We start from the raw sequence: 16438 nt of genomic DNA, 5'->3' as shown, positions 1-16438 counted from the left end.
CCCATGAGCATCACGCGTTTTCTCACCGGCATCACCACCACCGGAACGCCCCATCTGGGCAATTTTGTGGGGTCCATTCGCCCTTCGGTGGCGGCCAGCCTGCAACCCGGCGTGCAAAGCTTTTACTTCCTGGCCGACTACCACGCACTCATCAAGTGTGAAGACCCGGCGCGCATCCAGCGCTCCACGCTGGAGATCGCAGCGAGCTGGCTGGCTGCGGGCCTGAACCCCGAGCAGGTCACGTTCTACCGCCAGTCCGACATCCCAGAAATCCCAGAGCTGACCTGGCTGCTGACCTGCGTGACGGGCAAGGGCGTGCTCAACCGCGCCCACGCCTACAAGGCCAGCGTGGACAAGAACACCGCCGCCGGGCGCGAGCCCGATGACGGCGTGACGGCGGGCCTGTTCATGTACCCCGTGCTCATGGGCGCCGACATCCTGATGTTCAAGGCCCACAAGGTGCCAGTGGGCCGCGACCAGATCCAGCACATCGAGATGGCACGCGACATGGCCGCCAGCTTCAACCACCTCTACGGCGAGCATTTCGTGCTGCCCGAGGCCGCCATCGACGACCACGTAGCCACCCTGCCCGGCCTGGACGGCCGCAAGATGAGCAAGAGCTACGACAACACCATCCCACTGTTCAGCTCGCGCGAGCAGCTCAAGAAGCTCATCGGCTCCATCCTGACCGACTCGCGCGCGCCCGGTGAAGCCAAGGACGTTGAAGGCTCGGCACTGTTCCAGATCTATCAGGCCTTTGCCACGCCCGATGAGACTGAGACCCTGCGCAAAGCCTACGCGGATGGCATTGCCTGGGGCGATGCCAAGCAGGCGCTGCTGGAGCGTGTGGACCAGGTGATTGCCCCCATGCGTGCGCAGTACGAAGAACTCATCTCCAACCCCGCCCGCATCGAGCAGACCCTGCTGTCGGGGGCCGAGCGCGCCCGTGCGCTGGCCACGCCGTTCATCCGCGAACTGCGCTCGGCCGTGGGCTTGCGCAGCCTGGCGCAGATCACTACAGCAGCCAAGCCCGTGAAGGCGGCCAAGGCGGCCTTGCCTGCCTTCAAGCAGTACCGCGAAGCGGATGGCAAGTTCTACTTCAAGCTCGTGGCCACCGATGGCCGCTTGCTGCTGCAAAGCACGGGTTTCGATGCCCCCAAGGAGGCAGGCCAGGCCATTGCCTTGTTGCAAAAGGACAGCGCCGCGCTGCAAACCCTGGCCGCACGCCTGGCCCCGGTAAATGGTGTGGAAGCCGCCGAGGTGACAGCCGCACTGCACGCACTGGCCGAGGCAGCGGCAGCCGCCTAACCCGCCCTTACGCACTCATCTGCAAAGCCCCGGCCCCATGGCTGGGGCTTTTTTATTTGCTCACTTATTAGTAGCAAATGGCGCTTATGCAACATGCGCTACCGGCCAAAAAGACTTCAATCCTGGTACCGCACCAGCGCCCACAGTTTGCGCTGCTCGCGCTGGCCCTGGCATGCCTGCAACGTGCCAATGAACCTCCAGGGCAGAACTCCAGCCCGACAGGCCCAGCACGATGTGGCGCGCTGGAAGATGCCTCTCATCGCTGGCAGATCGATCGCCCGGAGGGCCCCGCGCGTGTTGTCCAGACCCTGGCCAGACGTCTGGTGTGACCAGTGCTGGCGCGCTCGTTATCCCGCGATTTTCGTCGGCCTCAAGCCGCAATACAGACCGCGCATACTGTGGCGTGCCCCTCCCCGGAATGAACAGCGGGAATACACGGAAAAACACGGAGGGCGCAGCCTTATAAACTGGGCGCTTGGACCTGTTCTGGAGAATCCCATGAAGCTGCTGTGTATCTCAGTCTCTGTGCTCGCCCTGCTCGCCGGTTGCAACGCCACCAACCCCTACGCCCCCTCCGGCCCCATGGCATCGGGCCGTGATCGCACCTTCAGCGTGCCGGTCTATGGGCCTGACACTTCCCAGGCTTATGCGGCCGCCAGCCGCGAATGCCAGCGATTGGCGTTGCACGCCAAACTGTTGCGAAACGACGGCCCGCGCCTGGTCTTCGAGTGCGTGAGCGAATTGCCTGACAAGCCTTGATGCTTTCATCCCGCCCCGAGTCACCCGGCGTTATGGGCAGCGGCGTGGCCATTCTGGCCCTGGCCGCGCTGCTCGCAGGGTGCCAGCACGCGCCACCGGCAGAGCCCCCTTCAGGCCCGACATGGGTCAATCAACTGGGCATGGTGTTTGTGCAGGTGCCAGCCGGCACATTTCAGATGGGGGGCGTACCACCCATCGAAACGCTGGCCAGAACCTATCCCTTGCTGGAGACCAAGCGCTTCACCGACCTGTTTGACGAGGCGCCCGCGCACGAGGTGAACATCAGCCAGTCGTTTTACCTGGGTCAGCACGAAGTCACGGTGGGGCAGTTTCAGCGCTTCGTCGAGGCGTCGGGCTATCGGCCAGAATCCGAGGCCGACGGCACCGGCGGATATGGCTACAACCCACGGTACGACCCAGCCACCACACGGCGGGGCGATGCCTTCGAGGGTCGCGCGCCCCAGTATTCATGGCGCAACCCTGGCTTTGCGCAAGGCGCAGACCACCCGGTCGTCAACATCACCTGGAACGACGCCCAGGCCCTGGCCCGCTGGCTGAGCCACACCGAGGGCTACACCTACCGGCTGCCCACCGAGGCCGAGTGGGAATATGCCTGCCGCGCGGGCACCCACACCCTCTACCCCCAGGGCAACAATCCGCAAAGCCTGGTGCAAGTGGCCAACACCTTTGACCAGGAAGCTGCTCCCCTGTGGCCCCGCTGGCAACAGCATGCGCTGGAGGGCAGCGACGGCCATGCCTTCACCGCGCCCGTGGGTAGCTACACACCCAATGCGTTTGGCCTGCATGACATGCTGGGCAACGCCTGGGAATGGGTGGCCGACTGGCATGAAGACGGCTACTACGCCACTTCGCCACGCAACGACCCGCAGGGCCCGGCCGAAGGCAGCGTCAGGGTGCGCCGGGGCGGTTCGTGGCACACCTGGTCGTTTTACGCGCGCTGCGGCTATCGCAACTGGAACACACCACAGACACGCTACCCACTGGTCGGGATGCGACTGGTGCGCGAAATGGCACTGCCGCCGGGGGCCCGGCCAGGCCCATCGCCTTGATGAACCGCCCCAACGGCGGCAGCGCCGCGCATGTCTCGCAGACCACAAAGAGTCAACAAATGTCAAAACACCCGAAAAGTGCCAGCGCAGGGGCAGATCCGGCGAGGGATATCGCAAATAATCCGCGACTGCATTTCCGACGGGGAGAACCATGCGCATAGCCGCACTGGACGACGATGCGCTTCAGCTGGATCTGATCAAACAGGCCACCGAGGCCATGGGCCATGTCTGCCACACGCATTTGACGGGCGCCGAGTTGCTGCGCACGCTGCGCCGTGAAACCTTTGACCTGCTGATCGTGGACTGGCACCTGCCCGACACCACGGGGCCCGAGGTGGTGCGCTGGGTGCGCAAAAACGTGGCAGCCCAACTGCCCATTCTGTTTGTCACCAACCGCCAGGAAGAGCGCGACATTGTCGAGGGACTGGAAAGCGGGGCCGATGATTTCATGGTGAAACCCGTGCGCATCGGAGAACTCAACGCGCGTGTGGCGGCCTTGTTGCGCCGCGCATACCCCGACAACGCCGCCAGTGTGGCGGAGTTTGGCCGCTACCGGTTCCTGCCCGAAACCCGGTCCATCGAGATGGACGGTGTGCCGGTGGACCTGAAGAACCGCGAATACGACCTCGCGCTGTTCCTGTTCCAGAACATGGGCAGACTGCTGTCGCGCGACCACCTCAAGGAAATTGTCTGGGGCCAGGTGGCCGATGTCATTTCGCGCTCGCTGGACACCCACATCTCACGTTTGCGCACCTTGTTGGACCTGCGCCCTGCCAACGGCTTCATCGTCACGGCGGTGTATGGCGTGGGCTACCGGTTCGAGGCTGTCGAAGCCCAGCGCAAAGGCTGAGCCAGCAAGCCGCCACTGGCCCAACGCCCCACAGAAATTGCCGTGGACGACAGCGGCTGTCCCGGGCCACACACAGGAGATTTGACTTGGTAGCTACGATCCCACATGTCCGCTGGACTCCATGCACTGTGGCAGCACTTGCCCTGGCAGCCATCGCAGGGTTTGGTGGCCGAGGTGCGCAAGCAGCCCTCGCAGTGCCAGCAGGGGACGAAATTGCCCACCTCGTCAAAGAAGGTGACACCCTGGAGGGGCTGGCACGCGCCTATCTGGCAGCCCCCCGGCAGTGGCAGCTATTGCAGGCCCGCAACAAGGTGGCCGACCCGCGCCGCCTGCAGCCAGGCTCCGTGGTCTGGATTCCCGTACGCCTGCAGCCCAGCGAGTCGGCCACCGTGCAATTTGTTCAGGGAACCGTCACATCGCGGGCCCGCACCAACGACACGCCAGCAGCCGTCACCCCCGGTGGCAAGCTCGAAGAAGGCACTGAACTGCAGGTCGGCCCTGAATCCTTTGTGGCGGTCAGACTGGCCGATGGCACCGTGATCAGGGTTCAGGCGCAATCTGACCTGCAATTGCGACAATTGCGCCGACGTGGCCGTGCAGGCAGCGTGCAGTCGGTGCTGGAGATGCGCGAGGGGGGCATGGAATCGACCGTCCCTCCCAACAGCGACCCCCTGCGCCGGTTCGAAATTCGCACCCCACTCGCTGTGACCAGCGTTCGCGGCACCCACTTCAGTGTGGTCATGGCCGATTCTGGCCAGACCACTGCGTCGGTGCTCAATGGATCGGTGGCGGTGCAATCAAGACGCGATACCGACAGCAAGCCCGCCGCATCGCTATCGGCCCCGACCTCCCTGCTGTCGCCGGGACAGGGCCTGGCGGTGACCAGCGATGGCACGGTGGGCCCAGCACGCCCCCTTCTGCCGCCCCCTGATACCTCGGGCATGCCAGCCATACTGGGAGACGCAGGACTCCTCGCCATTGACATCCCCTCAGCGCCCGGTGCAGTTCGCTACGCAGCCCAGGTCGCAACAGACGCAGAGTTCACCCAGGTAGTGCGCAATGGCAACTTCGCCAGCGGGCAATTGCGCTGGAAGGTGCTCGACGACGGGCGTTACTACCTGGCAGTGCGGGCCATCGACGACGCGGGGATCGCCGGTCTGCCCACGGTGCAACCATTCACCGTCAAGACACGGCCCGTGGCGCCGCTGTACCAACACCCCGCTCCGGGCGCCGTGGTGCCCCGTGGCGCAGCGGAACTGCGATGCACCGAAGTACCCGGCGTACGCTGGTACCGGGTGCAAGTGGCCACCGATGCAAAGTTCACGACTCCCGTGCTGGACGAACAGCGCCTGGGTGAATGTCGACTTCCTGTCGGTGCTCTGCCCGCAGGCTCCTACTTCTGGCGCATTGCCAGCCTGCTGCAATTGCCTGAGGGCCAGGCCGACCAAGGGCCTTTTGCACCACAGCAGCCGTTCACGGTGGCAGACCGCCCGGCCACGCTGTCGCTGCAGGCGCTGCAAGCCCAGGACGGCGACCCCACAGTACACCTGCACTGGCCCGCCCAAGCAGGGCAGCGGTTCCAGCTGCAACGGGCTGCCGCTGCGGATCTCGCCTTCAACACGGTCATCGAGGACACCTTGCTTGAGACACCCACATGGACGGCGAGCAACTTGCCTGCGGGCGAGTACCTGATACGCATTCGGGTGCTGGACCCCAGTGGCCTGGAAAGCGATTTTTCGCCACCACGCAAGATCCGCGTGGGGTCTGGTCTACGCACCGGAGCCGGCCTGCCGTTGTCCACCTCCGGCGGCGAGCAGGTGGGTCGCCCTTGAGCCGCGCAGAGTCCGCCCCGCAGACCTGCGCGGGTTTTCCCGCCGTTGGCTGACGCACCACCATGCAGAACATCGCGCACAGCCGCCGCCTACGGCGCCGCCTGGAGTGGATGGTTCTGAGCATTGCACTTTTGGGGCTGGTGGCCTGGCTCAGCACCCCAGAGAGTCTGGACCGCGTGAACCATCTGGTGCAAGACACCGGGCTGCGCCTGCTTTCACGCCCCCCACACCCGGATATCGTGATCGTCGCCATCGATGACCCCAGCATTGCAGCAATTGGCCGATGGCCCTGGCGCCGGGCCCTGCACGCCGAACTGATCTCGCGCATATCGGAGCACAACCCGAAGGTCATCGGCATGGATGTGCTGTTCAATGAAGCAGACCTCGACTACCCCGAAGACGACCTGCTTTTGACCGATGCCATCCGGCGCAGTGGGCGGATAGTGCTGCCCGTGCTCCGGCGTGGCTACGGGGCCCACAGCAATACGACCGACCTGCCGTGGCCTGCTTTCGCCCAGGTTGCCGCCGACCTGGGACACGTGCATGTAGCCCCGGGCGGCGATGGCGTAGTGCGCAGCCTGTATCTGCACGAAGGCCCCGCCACTGCGCCCTGGCCCCACTTCAGCATGGCCCTGCAGTGCGTCGCCAACGCTCGCCAATCCGGCCCGGCCCCCTGCACCCGCGCACAAGCATCTGTGCCCAACGGGAGCCCCTGGGAACGCACCGGCCCCACACTGATCGCCTATGCCAGCGGTCCTTCGCAATTCACCACCTATTCATACATCGACGTGCTTCGGGGCACCGTGCCTGCCGATGCGTTCCGAGGCAAGTATGTGCTGGTCGGTGCAGCCGCCTCGGGCTTGGGCGATATGTTTGCCACGCCGGTCAGCCAGCAGTCACGCCTGATGCCCGGGGTGGAAGTCGTAGCCCATGTACTCGATGCACGCTTGTCGGGCGAGCAGATCGCGCCCGCCTCACTAGCCGTCAACATGCTGTTCAACCTCGTCCCCGTGGCCTGTGCCTTGCTGGCCTTGCTGCTCGTCGGCCCCTTGGCCGCACTGCTGACCAGTGCAGGGCTGGCCATCGCAACCCTGTTGCTGAGCGTTTCCCTGCCCGGGTGGCTGGGCCTGCAATTTGCACCGGCGGCGGCCATCCTGGGGCTGGTGCTGGCCTACCCGCTCTGGAGCTGGCGGCGCCTCAGCGCAGCTGCACATTTTCTGCGCCTGGAAATGGAAAACCTGCAACGGGAAGGTCTGTCGATGCGGATGCGAAAGCGGTCGGGCGATTCGGCGGACTTTCTGGAGCGCCGCATTAACGCCGTCGAACGCGCATCACGCCAGCTGCGCGACCTGCACCACTTCGTGAGCAAAAGCCTGCAACAACTGCCCTCGCCCAGCATCGTCTGTGACCCCGAGGGAGTGGTCCTGCTGGCCAACATGGCGGCACGCGAGCACCTGGGTGGCGCGACACAGCCCTCACTGCAGGGCCAGTCGGTGGTGGATCTGCTGGCCGATCTGATGCGGGTGGGTACCCATCAGCCATTGCTCACCCGGGAACTTCTGCACCACCGCTCCATACCGGAACAAAGCGAGGGATGCGACGCGCAAGGCAGAAGCCTGCTGGTGCAGTGCAAACCCTTCACTGACCTGGCCAACGCGGGCTGGCTGCTGACGCTGGTGGATCTCACCGACATGCGCAGGGCCTTGCAGCAGCGTGACCAGGCCATGAACTTCATCTCGCACGACATCCGCGCGCCCAATGCATCCATCCTCACGCTGCTGGAGATGCAGCGCGCCTACCCTGGCCGCATGTCCGACGAAGAGCTGATGCTGCGCATCGAGCGTTATGCGCAAGCGTCCCTGGGCATGGCAGAAAACTTCGTGCAACTGGCGAGCGCGCAGGCGCAGGAATACCGATTTGCGCCCATGGACCTCGTCGCCGTGCTGGCGGAAACCGCCGACGACCTCTGGGCCCTGGCCCGCGACCGCAATGTGGACGTGCGCACCGCAGCCATCCCCGATACCGCGCCCTTCCTGGGCGACCGCGCCCTGCTGTCCCGCGCCCTGGCCAACGTGCTCAACAATGCCATCAAATTCAGCCCGGACGGCGGCACGGTGGAGTGCTCCCTCACTGCACGCGGGCCCCATTGGGTGGTGTCGGTGCGTGACCAGGGGCCCGGCATTGCCCCCGAACTCCAGGGCCAGGTGTTCGCGCCATACCAAAGATTGCACGACCGCAGCCACCCGTCCATCGAAGGCGTGGGCCTGGGTCTGGCGCTGGTACACACCGTGGTGCAACGCCACGGCGGAGCACTGGAGGTCGACAGCGACGTAGGACGCGGCGCGGAGTTCCGACTGGTGCTGCCGCAGCCCAAGGACACCCCACAGGGCGGCACCCCCAGCGGCTAACCCAGCGGCACTGGGTCCGCACTTGCAGACTCGCGCAGATAGTCCATGACAGCGCTGCGATCGCCCTGAAACACGATGCGATCGGCCCGGCTTTGTCGCTGATAGGCATACATCGGATCGTAGTAGTGGCGCATAACCGCTGCAATCCAGTCCCGGTGCAGGGACGGGTCTCCGTGGCTGTGCTGCCGCAGCAATGCGTTCTGCATGGTTGTGCGCAATACCTGGTAGCGGTCTCCACCCAACCGCTTGGCGAGCTTGCCCAGGCTCTCCTGCAGGCGGGCGCCGAACATTGCGGTGCCCTGTACTTCGCCATGGGTCGCCACAAAGTCGGCACATTGCTGCACCACATAGTCATGCAGGATGCGCTCCACCCGGGCATCAAAGCTGTCTTCAAGACACACGAGAGGCGCCTGCTCCAGACGCTGCCGAAGCTCCAGGGGTACAGAACAGCTGCCCACGTGCCGCCCCTCGTCTTCGATCACAAAAGATCCATATCCACGGTCACGCTTCTTGAGCAGGTCAATGGCCAGTCGATTTTCAAAATCAATCTGCACGGGCTGCGCACTGACACGGTGCCCAAAACTGGAACCCCGATGGTTGGCATGTCCCTCCAGGTCCAGGCCGTTCGCCAACTGCAAGATCACCTCGGTCTTGCCAGTTCCCGTCAGTCCCCCCAACACCACAAATCCGCACTGCGAAGCAGCTGCTTGCGTGGTTTCGATGAGGAACGTGCGCAGGGCCTTGTAGCCCCCCATCACGCGTGGGTATTCAATGCCCGCCTCGTTTTGGAGCCATTGCTGAACGATCTGGGACCGCAGCCCCCCACGAAAACAATAGAGGGCGCCCACAGGATGCGCCCGGGCAAAATGTGCCCAGGCTTCAATGCGGGCCCGCTTGGTGGCTCCTGAAACCAGCTGATTGCCAAGCGCGACGGCAGCGTTCTGACCCTTTTGCTTGTAGCAGGTACCCACCTGCTGACGCTCACCATCGTCCATCAAAGGAAGGTTGATCACTCCTGGAAAGGCGCCCTGCCCAAACTCCACAGGCGCGCGCACATCCATCATGGGCACATCGTTCAAAAAAATGTGCCGGTAGTCCGCCAGTTGGGTCGCCATCAGCGCAACTCGACGGCGAAGGTCTGTCGCGGGGTGAGCTGACCAATCGGCTCCAGCGCAAGCCCCAGCTCGGTAGCCGTCTGCAGAAACGATGACTCCCCTTCAGGACTCACCGCAATCAGAAGCCCGCCGCTGGTCTGGGGGTCGCACAGCAGGTGCTTTTGCTCATCGGTCAACGGTGCAATTTTTTCACCATAACTGTCGAAGTTGCGCAGCGTGCCACCCGGTACACAACCTTGGTCCATGTAGTAACCGACTCCTGCAAGGCGGGGCACTGCGGCATAGTCAATCACTGCGCTCAAACCACTGCCTTCGGCCATTTCGACCAGATGCCCCAGCAAACCGAAACCGGTAACGTCTGTCATGGCCATCACGCCTGCCAGCTTGCCAAACCGACTGCCCGGCTTATTCAGCGTACACATCAAGTCACGCGCAACACCCACGTCCTGCGGGCGCAACTTGGCTTTTTTCTCGGCGGTGGTCAGGATTCCGATCCCCAACGGCTTGGTCAGATACAGGCGACATCCGGCTGTGGCCGTGTCGTTGCGCTTGAGGTGGCGTTTTTCCACGACACCGGTCACCGCCAGACCAAAAATGGGTTCCGGCGCATCGATGGAGTGCCCACCGGCCAGAGGAATCCCAGCTGCGTCGCACACCGCGCGCCCACCGCGCACCACCTCGCGCGCGACTTCGGGGGGCAGAACATTCACAGGCCATCCCAGAATGGCGATCGCCATCAGAGGATCGGCGCCCATTGCGTAGATATCACTGATGGCGTTGGTGGCGGCAATGCGCCCGAAATCGTAGGGGTCGTCCACGATCGGCATGAAGAAATCGGTGGTAGACACTACGCCGCGCCCGTCATCCAGGGCATATACCGCCGCATCATCCCGCGATGTGTTGCCCACCCAAAGCCGGGGGTCTAGATGCTGCGCTCCACTGCCCGCCAGGATCACATCCAGAACCTTGGGGCTGATCTTGCAGCCGCAGCCGGCGCCGTGGCTGTACTGGGTGAGGCGGATACGAGGCGTCGTGGGGGTGGCTTGGGACATGCAGGATTCTATTTCCAGGCTTCAGGCGCAGGCTGCGCAACCCCTATTCTGGCGCCGCTGAGGAATCAGCACAGAATCACCAAAATCTACTGCTCAAATCCAGCTTGAGGCCCAGTGAAGCAACAACGGCAATGGCGGCAGGTCAACCTCAATACCCAAGCCATCCGCACCGGCAGGCCAGTGGCCCGAACTCTTACCCACAAGCCTAAAAGAAAAAAGCCCTGTAGCTAATTTTTAATAGCTACAGGGCCTTGATGCTGGCGGAGAGGGTGTCCGTCCGCCGAACTTCCGACGAAGTCCAGATCAGTCCAAGCGCAACACCTAGACCGCTGATTTATATAAGTTTTTCCAAAAATCACTCGATCTCAAAGTCCAAATCAGTCCAGCCCAATCTGATTCAATCGGATCTTTTATGGTAGATACCATGGCGGATAAAAACGCGGCACAATTTGACATCAGAGAGCTCTTTGCCGGGCTCGCTGACATCAAGGATGTGACTTTGGGATTCGAAAGATGGCACGCAAAGCGAAAGAACTGTCGGCCTTGGAGGTTGGGCGCCTGACGAAGGTGGGACACCATGCCGTGGGCGGCGTGGCGGGCCTGTACCTTTATGTAGTGGAGTCGGGCGCAAGGTCCTGGGTCCTACGAACCATGGTGGGAAACAAACGCAGGCACATGGGTCTTGGCGGTTTTCCGGAAGTGCCTTTGGCCAAAGCCAAGGAGAAGGCCCGCGCAGCCAAAGAGCAGATTGACCAAGGTATCGATCCCATCGTGCAGCGTCTGGCAATCGCCAGCAGCCTCAAGGCGCAGCAGGCAACGCAGAAGACATTCAAACAGGCAGCTCTTGCCTATATCGAGGCCCATGGCGAGGGTTGGAAGAACCCCAAGCACCGAGCCCAGTGGGGTGCAACCCTGGAAACCTATGCATACCCACACCTCGGAGATCTTCTGGTCCAGGATGTCGGACAAGACCACGTATTGAAGGTTCTGGAGCCCATCTGGAAAACAAAGACCGAGACCGCCACGCGCCTGCGTGGACGTATCGAGAGCGTGCTCGACTGGGCCACCGTTCGCAAATATCGGACTGGCGACAACCCAGCACGCTGGAAGGGCCATCTCGACAAGTTGCTGCCCGCCCCAGGAAAGATTCAAAAGGTTGAACACCATCGCGCACTTCCCGTCGCCAAGATGGTTGAGTTCATGAATGCGCTTCGTCGCCGAGAAGGTCTCGCTGCGCGTGCGCTGGAGTTTGCGATTCTTTGCGCTTCACGCAGTGGTGAGGTGAGAGGTGCTCGATGGGATGAGTTTGACCTTGACGCTTCCGTCTGGACAATTCCCGCTGAACGCATGAAGGCAGGCAAAGAGCATCGCGTACCCTTGTCCAGCTTCGCACTGGCAATTCTGAAAAAGCTCCCCAAGAAGGCAGATGTTGATCTGGTCTTTTCAACCGAAAGCGGAAAAGCTCTCTCGGATATGGCATTGACTTCTGTGCTGCGTCGCATGGAGGTGGATGCAGTGCCCCACGGATTCCGCTCTACGTTCCGCGATTGGGCAGGTGAACTCACCAATCACCCTCGGGATATCGCTGAGCAAGCATTGGCTCACGTTCTGGACAACAGGGTTGAAGCTGCATACCGCCGCGGCGATGCATTGGACAAACGGCGCAAGATGATGCAAGACTGGGCAGAGTTTTGCGCTGGCGACACAAGGCGTTCGCTCGCAGGCGCTTTCAGCGATACACGATCTACGATGCTGAACATATCCAAGAGCTAGAGTATTTGCCCAGAGACGTGCTTCCCTCATCAACATGTCCACGCAAGGTGCTTCTGGAAGCGCCCACGCGCTGCAATCACCGAATGCAAATTTGATCAATCAGATAGGCTACCGCGTTTGTGGTGTACTTCTCAAGGATAGGTCGGAGCCGGGATTCGGGCTCGAAAGCTTCATGAGCCGTTGCGACATCGGCGAACCATACCGCGACGAACCCTGAGGGAGGCACTGGCTCTGCCTAGAGTCTTTCACGCCGCGCCGTCGTGACCGTCCAGTTCAGTACGGATCGAATCCCGAAGGTCTTCTCCAAACCCTGCAGTTCTACCCACATCTGATTGCGTGCCTCTGGCTGCGCATGGAACGGAATCAGCACCTTGGCAGGTTTGCAGCGGTTGCCGTCGCTCGTCCTGCCGCTATGGAAGTCCGCTGACGATCTCTCATCGGTCGTTCGGAGTAGTGGGCCATATTTTTGGATGGAGATAGAGAACACCAATCTATTAGCTCCTCACATGGCTTGCGCTTTCAAGCCAGCTTAAGCAGGTCCGCGAGGTCCATAGGCGGCTCGATAAAACGTTAAGAGCCTCTTAGCATGCAACTCGCCAAGCATGATCGCATCGGCATAGCCTTACATGCCTTGGCGACTGCCGCTCTCGATCTTGACGCCCGGTTGATTTTTGCGAATGGGCTTGACCTTCTCGTCGTGACAAGGTTCATAGTCAAAACATGAATCAACTGAAGGAGGCTCACATGGTCCGTTTCAATGTTCCTGATATGACGTGCGGCGGTTGCGCTCAGCGCATTCGTCGAGCAATAGCTCTGCATAGGCCATTGTGACCCTCCGTGGCTAGCTTAGACACAGTGCTGTCAAAACTGTAATCCTGCGGTCAGCGGCCCGTGGGCGGCGGATTTCTAGACTTGTCTCCGAGGTGCAAGAAGGTTGTGCCTCCTGAATTCCCACCCGGGCGTTCAGTGCTCAAGGAGACCCCATGAAAGCTCGTTTCGCCCTCATCGCATTCAGCCTGGCAGCCACTGCTACGGCATCTTTCGCTTCGACCGCGTTTCACACCAGCCCTAGCCAGGAAGAAGGTGCCACTTTCGTACCATCTCACCTGGGCGGCACCGTCAGCCGGGAAAACGTCCAGCAGAACGTGCTCGTTGCGCAGCAAAACGGTTCGCTGCACTGGATCAGCCGCGGCTACCCCGCCACCTATCCACTGGTCAAAGCACCAGTGTCAAACAAGAGCAGGCAACAGGTTCTGGATGAACTTCAAGCGGCTCAAAAGGGCCCCACCACTAAGAATGGCGTGCGCGACCTGGGCGGCGAGATCGGCTGGGTCGAAGCCCACCAAGCGCCGTGAACGGCTGAGGGCCTTCAGGCCTCGCACGCCCTGCAATCAACACGCCATTCAAGGCACCACTTTTCGCTTCAAACCATTGATCTCAAGGACCAACATGAAACTCAAGACCACCCTCATCATCCTCGCGCTGAGCGCAGCCCCTGCATTCGCTTTCGATGCCGGCCATGGCACCCAGTCCAAGACCCGCGAGGAGGTCAGAGCCGAGCTCTCGCAAGCCCTGCGCAGCGGCGACATCATGGCCGGCGGGGAAATCGGCGCCAAAGTCAGTGAGCTCAACTCCGGTGGCTACCAGTTGAAGACCCCTGTGCTGGGCAAGACCCGGGAGCAGGTGCGGGCGGAACTGGAGCAGGCCGTTCGCAGCGGTGACATGCTTGCCGCCGGGGAATCCGGATCGCGGCTCAATGAACTACAGCCCAACCTGTATCCGTCCAAGATGGCGCAAGCCGGCAAGACACGCGAACAGGTTAAGGAGGAACTGGCAGAGGCCATCCACACCGGGGACCTGATGGCCACCGGCGAGGACGGCCGCAAGCTCAATGAAATCTTCCCTAGCCAATACCACCAGCACCACGCGGGCTCGACGGCCGCGCACTCGGGCCACTCCAATGGCCGCGATCTCTGAACATCAGATCCGGAGCCCAGTCGCGCTGGGCTGGCCCACCTTCCCGCTCCGTGGTGGTGGGCACCGGCGCCGTTCACTCGTGCACGCCGGGGGCAACCGGTAAGGTATTTGAATCGACCGACTGGAGCTCGCCTGTGCTCTAGTTCATCTCGCGTTTGACGAGGGCTGCCGAGCAATCTCCAACCTTGAAATAGACAAACTCTCCGGGCGTCACAGTCACCCTTTCAGGGAGCAGTACAACAGTCAAGCGGGACCGACTCACCTGCCTCCACTGGACTAAGGCTAACCGATACTGCACGCGCTCAAGCTCAATGGCTACGCACCGTCGCTTGAAGGAATCCAACTCCCGTTCTGAACCGTCGATTCTGATGACTTTGCCAACTCGCCATCCATCGGCCCACGGCAAGTAGTTTTCATAAATTGGCGTAGCGCAACCGCTCGCGAGCAAGGTCACGATGCACATAGCAAGAAGGCGCATCAAGCGTACACTGACGCTGTGCGGATATAAGCGACCAGTGGACATTTGCGTGGAGTTCATACTTTAGCCTTCCAATGACTAGAAGACTTCGGGGCATCGCTCAGTGCCAGACAGCAAGCTTCTGTTTCTAACTGAATAGTGGTGTGATTGATCTTGAATTGGTTCGTGAGCAATTGATTGATGGTCTCCAACATTGCTCCTGGGGAGGCCGCTTGAGGGTCGTACACGACGTGCACGCTCAAGCTTACTTTGGCGCTGCTCACAGCCCAGACATGCAGTTCATGCACGCTAGATACCCCCGAAACATCCCCAAGTGCCTGCGCCAACTGAGGCAGATCAATGCCCTCGGGGACACCTTCGAGCAGGATGTTGAGCGTCTCTTTCAGGAGGATCCAGGTGCGCGGCAGCACCCACAAGCCGATGGCCACGGCAATGACGGTGTCGACCCAGTTCCACCCTGTGAACAGAATGACCAGCGCCCCCACGATGACCCCAATCGAGCCGAGCAGGTCGCTCCAGACTTCAAGGTAGGCTCCTTTGACGTTGAGGCTGGAATCCTTGCCTGAGGACAGAAGGCGCATGCTCACGAGGTTGACGATCGTGCCCAGTACAGCGATCACCAGCACCCCAGTGGTCTGGACTGCCGGCGGGTTGCTCCAGCGTTGCCACGCCTCATAAAGGATGTACGCCGCAACGCCAAACAGGAGCAAGGCATTGAAGGCGGCGGCCAGGATCTCAAATCGGTGGTAGCCAAAGGTGCGCCGGTCGTCGACAGCCCGACGCCCGACCCGAATGGCCGCCAGCGCAATGGCCAGCGCCGCCACGTCGGTGAACATGTGTGCGGCATCGGACAGCAGAGCCAGGCTGTTGAGCATGACGCCGCCAATGACCTCTGCCAGCATGAAGCCGCCGGTGAGCATCAACGCATAGCGCAATGCCTTTTCGTTTCCCGCCGCTGGCAAGGCGTGGTCGGAACCTTTTCCCATGGTCTGTCTCCTCAGATTCAATCTGGTGATGTCATCGACCGCGTTCAGTCCGCGGTCCTCGTCCGACCTTGGCGCTCAGTGACGTCGCCGGTGGCGAGGCTTGCCCGTGGTTCGGTACTTCAAGCGCGTTATTTGCCGGTCCCTGAGTCTCTTAGCCAGTCGCCGGCTGTACGTGGTTCGAACGTCCATTGGGGGATGGCGCTTGAGCCACATGTGCCGCAGCCGCCAGAACACAAACACAGAGACCAACAAGCTGATCCAGATCCAGAACAGCTTGGCGAAGAGCCCACCCTGGGCCGCCTGCATTGACATGGATCGCTCCTTTTGCCCCTAACGGCAAGTACACGCACAGTGCCGAGGGGCGGTCCGGGCGCGCCACTGCGGGGTCGTTCGCATGGACTGGAGCGATGCTTCGGGCGGCGTTGGTGTTACTTCAGCGTGAAGCGGACCGAGGCGACCGACTTGCCGGCCTTCGACACGGCGACCACCGCTTTGGTACCGGCGGGGACCTTGAAGCTACCCGTGGCTTCCAGCTTGCCGTCACCGGATTGGAGTTGAATCTCCTGCTTCTCGCTGCCGGCCAGCAGGGTGACCTTGGCGGTCATCCCCGCCACGGCAACGGGTTTGCCGTGGTCGCGCATGTAGAGCTGCAGCTTGTCCGCACTGGCAACGAATTCGTACTCGACGTCCTTGGCTTCCGCCACAGCACCACCGTGCATCGGTTTGACGTCGTGCCCGTGGTTGTCGGCTGCGATGGCTGCGCCAGAGATCGATACCATGAGGGCGAGAATGAGGTGGGAGAGTTTCATGGCGGTTCCTTTGGGGTTGGA

The 16438-nt window shown here is 61.9% G+C and carries 15 protein-coding genes; 11 read left to right on the top strand and 4 right to left on the bottom strand.

What is annotated here, in order from left to right:
- The first annotated feature begins 3 nt into the window (after nt 1–3).
- The 6 genes from CLU85_RS06810 (at nt 4) to CLU85_RS06785 (ending at nt 8227) form a co-directional block, all read left to right on the top strand.
- Nucleotides 4–1308: a tryptophan--tRNA ligase gene (locus CLU85_RS06810; RefSeq protein WP_100409612.1), complete on the top strand. Its 1305-nt coding sequence runs from the start codon at nt 4–6 to the stop codon at nt 1306–1308.
- Between the two features lie 498 nt (nt 1309–1806).
- Nucleotides 1807–2067, top strand: a complete 261-nt coding sequence (locus tag CLU85_RS06805) for a hypothetical protein (protein ID WP_100409611.1) — start codon at nt 1807–1809, stop codon at nt 2065–2067.
- Nucleotides 2067–3137 carry a formylglycine-generating enzyme family protein gene (locus tag CLU85_RS06800; protein ID WP_232727752.1) on the top strand — a complete coding sequence of 357 codons (1071 nt, stop codon included), beginning with the start codon at nt 2067–2069 and terminating at the stop codon, nt 3135–3137. The genes CLU85_RS06805 and CLU85_RS06800 overlap by 1 nt, the downstream gene beginning before the upstream one ends.
- Before the next feature lie 151 nt (nt 3138–3288).
- Complete coding sequence (locus tag CLU85_RS06795) at nt 3289–3987, top strand: response regulator transcription factor (protein ID WP_100409609.1); 699 nt, start codon at nt 3289–3291, stop codon at nt 3985–3987.
- Nucleotides 3988–4115: 128 nt separating this feature from the next.
- The gene (locus tag CLU85_RS06790; protein WP_232727751.1) at nt 4116–5819 is read left to right on the top strand and encodes a FecR domain-containing protein; all 1704 of its coding nucleotides are present in this window, start codon (nt 4116–4118) and stop codon (nt 5817–5819) included.
- A 62-nt stretch (nt 5820–5881) separates the two neighbouring features.
- On the top strand, nt 5882–8227 hold the full coding sequence (locus CLU85_RS06785) for a CHASE2 domain-containing protein (RefSeq protein WP_100409608.1): 2346 nt from the start codon (nt 5882–5884) through the stop codon (nt 8225–8227).
- Here the strand turns inward: CLU85_RS06785 and mnmH are convergent.
- Together mnmH and selD are read right to left on the bottom strand one after the other, a co-directional pair.
- Entirely contained in the window at nt 8224–9342 is a 1119-nt protein-coding gene (gene mnmH, locus CLU85_RS06780; RefSeq protein WP_100409607.1) for a tRNA 2-selenouridine(34) synthase MnmH, read from the bottom strand. The two genes, CLU85_RS06785 and mnmH, sit on opposite strands and share 4 nt — an antisense overlap.
- Nucleotides 9342–10394, bottom strand: a complete 1053-nt coding sequence (gene selD / locus CLU85_RS06775) for a selenide, water dikinase SelD (RefSeq protein WP_100409606.1) — start codon at nt 10392–10394, stop codon at nt 9342–9344. The genes mnmH and selD overlap by 1 nt, the downstream gene beginning before the upstream one ends.
- Nucleotides 10395–10907: 513 nt before the next feature.
- Here selD and CLU85_RS06770 point away from each other — a divergent pair.
- From CLU85_RS06770 to CLU85_RS06750, 5 genes are all read left to right on the top strand, one after another.
- Nucleotides 10908–12167: a site-specific integrase gene (locus CLU85_RS06770; protein WP_100409605.1), complete on the top strand. Its 1260-nt coding sequence runs from the start codon at nt 10908–10910 to the stop codon at nt 12165–12167.
- A gap of 586 nt (nt 12168–12753) precedes the next feature.
- Nucleotides 12754–12891 (top strand): hypothetical protein, encoded by a 138-nt coding sequence (locus CLU85_RS22960; RefSeq protein WP_156391310.1) that lies wholly within the window; start codon nt 12754–12756, stop codon nt 12889–12891.
- Nucleotides 12888–12998 carry a heavy-metal-associated domain-containing protein gene (locus tag CLU85_RS23610; RefSeq protein ID WP_100409603.1) on the top strand — a complete coding sequence of 37 codons (111 nt, stop codon included), beginning with the start codon at nt 12888–12890 and terminating at the stop codon, nt 12996–12998. Before CLU85_RS22960 ends, CLU85_RS23610 begins: the two co-directional genes overlap by 4 nt.
- A 152-nt stretch (nt 12999–13150) precedes the next feature.
- Nucleotides 13151–13522 (top strand): hypothetical protein, encoded by a 372-nt coding sequence (locus CLU85_RS06755; RefSeq protein ID WP_100409602.1) that lies wholly within the window; start codon nt 13151–13153, stop codon nt 13520–13522.
- A 94-nt stretch (nt 13523–13616) separates the two neighbouring features.
- Complete coding sequence (locus CLU85_RS06750) at nt 13617–14144, top strand: DUF4148 domain-containing protein (RefSeq protein ID WP_100409601.1); 528 nt, start codon at nt 13617–13619, stop codon at nt 14142–14144.
- A 534-nt stretch (nt 14145–14678) separates the two neighbouring features.
- Here the strand turns inward: CLU85_RS06750 and CLU85_RS06740 are convergent.
- Both CLU85_RS06740 and CLU85_RS06730 read right to left on the bottom strand, forming a co-directional pair.
- Nucleotides 14679–15608, bottom strand: coding sequence for a cation diffusion facilitator family transporter (locus CLU85_RS06740; RefSeq protein WP_100409599.1), 930 nt, complete (start codon nt 15606–15608; stop codon nt 14679–14681).
- Between the two features lie 428 nt (nt 15609–16036).
- Entirely contained in the window at nt 16037–16417 is a 381-nt protein-coding gene (locus CLU85_RS06730) for a hypothetical protein (RefSeq protein WP_100409597.1), read from the bottom strand.
- Nucleotides 16418–16438: the final 21 nt, after the last annotated feature.

It is taken from the genome of Acidovorax sp. 69 (genome assembly GCF_002797445.1).
Lineage (GTDB): Bacteria > Pseudomonadota > Gammaproteobacteria > Burkholderiales > Burkholderiaceae_C > Acidovorax.
Note: the sequence above shows the minus strand (reverse complement) of the source record. Positions and strands in the feature narration are given on the sequence as shown.